This is a genomic window from Ideonella sp. P3_A4, assembly GCF_056403075.1.
In genome coordinates this window covers 1-2596 of sequence record NZ_JBFUGE010000759.1, presented here as the reverse complement: position 1 = coordinate 2596, position 2596 = coordinate 1, and the positions used below count along the sequence as shown (strand labels likewise).

General features: G+C 66.7%; 2 protein-coding genes. Both read left to right on the top strand.

What is annotated here, in order from left to right; all coding sequences use genetic code 11:
• Positions 1-348 precede the first annotated feature (348 nt).
• The gene (locus AC1DYI_RS32305; protein ID WP_477208203.1) at positions 349-816 is read left to right on the top strand and encodes a (2Fe-2S)-binding protein; all 468 of its coding nucleotides are present in this window, start codon (positions 349-351) and stop codon (positions 814-816) included.
• A 1-nt stretch (position 817) separates the two neighbouring features.
• A partial coding sequence (locus tag AC1DYI_RS32300) for a xanthine dehydrogenase family protein molybdopterin-binding subunit (RefSeq protein ID WP_477208202.1) occupies positions 818-2596 on the top strand: 1779 nt, incomplete at its 3' end.

Here is a 2596-nt window from a genome sequence, read left to right as displayed (position 1 = left end):
CGGATGCCCTTTCCTCGCTGCCACCGTCGGTGGCGTGGCAGCGCGTTCGAACTCCACCCACCGAACCACTGGCACGCCTCTGCCCGCCACGGTGGATCGCAGCGGACGGTGGGGATACGCTTGGGTGAGCGTCTAACGTGACCCCAAGCGTATCCCCACTGTCCGCCACGCAAGCCGCGCCCCGCACTGCCTCAGTCCCGCGTTGCCCTACCACCAACAGTCCAATCTCGCTGGTGGTTTGAACTTGGATGAGCACCTCCACTGGAGATTGCAAAACCCTTTGACGCCCCCTGCCCGACTTCGTATCGTTGCCCGCGCTTCCCCCCGAGCAACGCCAAAGGAGACGAGATGACGACCTTGACCGTGAACGGAAAGAAAGTGACGGTGGATGCGGCCCCCGACAGTCCGTTGCTGTGGGTGCTGCGAGAGGACTTGCAACTCACCGGCACCAAGTTCGGCTGCGGGATGGCGCTGTGCGGTGCCTGCACCGTACACCTGGACGGCCAGCCCGTCCGTTCCTGTTCGACGCCGCTGTCGATGGCCGCTGGCAAGAAGGTCACCACCATCGAAGGCGTCGGCGCCACGCCCACCGGCAAGGTGGTGCAAGCGGCCTGGGCCGCAGTCGACGTGCCGCAATGCGGCTACTGCCAGTCCGGCCAGATCATGAGCGCCTGCGCACTGCTGGCCAAGAACAAGCATCCGAAAGACGCCGACATCGACGGCGCGATGAGCGGCAACATCTGCCGCTGCGGCACCTACAACCAGATCCGCGCCGCGATCCATGACGCGGCCGGCCACCTTGCGAAGGGGGCGTGAAATGAACGCCCCTACCCGCCGCGAATTCCTGCAGGCCTCGGCCGCCTCATCACTGATCATTGGCTTTGCGCTGCCGCAGGCCGGCCGCGCCGCCGTGGCAGCAGCAGCCCCTGGTGCCTTCGCCCCCAACGCCTACCTGCGCATTACGCCCGACGACCGCGTCACCGTCATCTGCGGCTCCGCCGAAATGGGCCAGGGCGTGTTGACCGCGATCCCGATGCTGGTGGCCGAAGAGCTGGATGCCGACTGGAAGAAGGTCGGCGTCGAGCAAGCCCCGGTCGACGCTGCCTACAACAACCCGATGTTCGGCATGCAGGCGACCGGCGGCTCGACCACCATACGCGCCCATTGGGAGCCGATGCGCAAGGCCGGCGCTGCCGCCCGCGAAATGCTGGTGGCCGCTGCTGCCGCTCAGTGGAACGTCGGTGCCGACCAGTGCCGCACCGAGAACGGCCAGGTCATCCACAGCAGCGGCAAGAAGCTAAGCTACGGCCAACTGGTTACCGCTGCGGCCACGCAACCGGTCCCGGCCGCGCCGAAGCTGAAAGATCCCAAGACCTTCAAGATCCTCGGCAAGCCGACCAAGCGGCTGGACACCGCCGCCAAGATCAACGGCACGGCCAAGTTCGGGATCGACGCCCAACTGCCCGACATGCTGGTGGCTGTGATGGCGCGCGCGCCGCAACCCGGCGCCAAAGCCACTGCGGTCAACGATGCGAAGGCCAAGGCCATCAAGGGCGTGCAGCAAGTCGTCATGCTGCCCTCCGGCGTAGCAGTGCTCGCCACCGGATACTGGGCGGCCAAGCAAGGGCGCGATGCGCTCGAGATCACCTGGGACCTCGGTCAGCTGGCGACGTTGAACTCGCCCGCTGTGTCCGACGCGCTGCGCGATGCAGCCAACAACGCCGCGGCGGTCGCCAAAGACGAAGGCAACCTGAAGGATGCCCGTGCGAACAGCACGAAGACGCTGGACGCGGTCTACGAGGCACCCTACCTGGCCCACGCCTGCATGGAGCCAATGAACTGCACCGCCTGGGTGCGCGGCGACGAAGTCGAGATCTGGGCCGGCACGCAAAGCCAGGGGCCGGCGCAGGGCATCCTCGGCCAGGTGGCGCAGGTCACGCCGGCCAAGGTGAAGGTCAACACGATGCTGCTCGGCGGCGGCTTCGGCCGGCGCTTCGCCCCGGACTTCACGATCGACGCGACGCTGCTCTCCAAGATCTCGGGCAAGCCGGTCAAGCTGATCTACACCCGTGAAGACGACATGGCCGCGGGCTTCTACCGGCCAGCCTCGATCGCCAAGTTCGAGGGCGGTCTCAACGCGCAAGGCAAGCCCACGCTGCTGAAGATCGACGTCGGCTCGCCATCGATCATGGCCGCCTCGGGCTTCATGAAGATCCCCGACAGCGGCGTCGACCAGTTCGCGCTCGAAGGCATCGAAGACAACCCCTACGACATCGCGAACTCTCGCATCGCCTACGGCCGCGTCGAGCCGGGGCCGCAGGTCTGGTTCTGGCGCTCGGTCGGTCACTCGCAGAACATCTTCTTCATCGAAAGCTTCATCGACGAGATGGCGGCGGCCGCGAAGAAAGACCCGCTCGAGTTCCGCCGCAGCCTGCTCGGCAAGCAGCCGCGCTACAAAGCGGTGCTTGAGCTGGTCGCGCAGAAGGCGGGCTGGGGCGGCAAGCTGCCGGCGGGCATGCACCGCGGCATCGCGGTCGCGCAGAGCTTTGGCAGCTACGTAGCCGAAGTGGCCGAGGTCTCGGTGGCGCCGGACGGC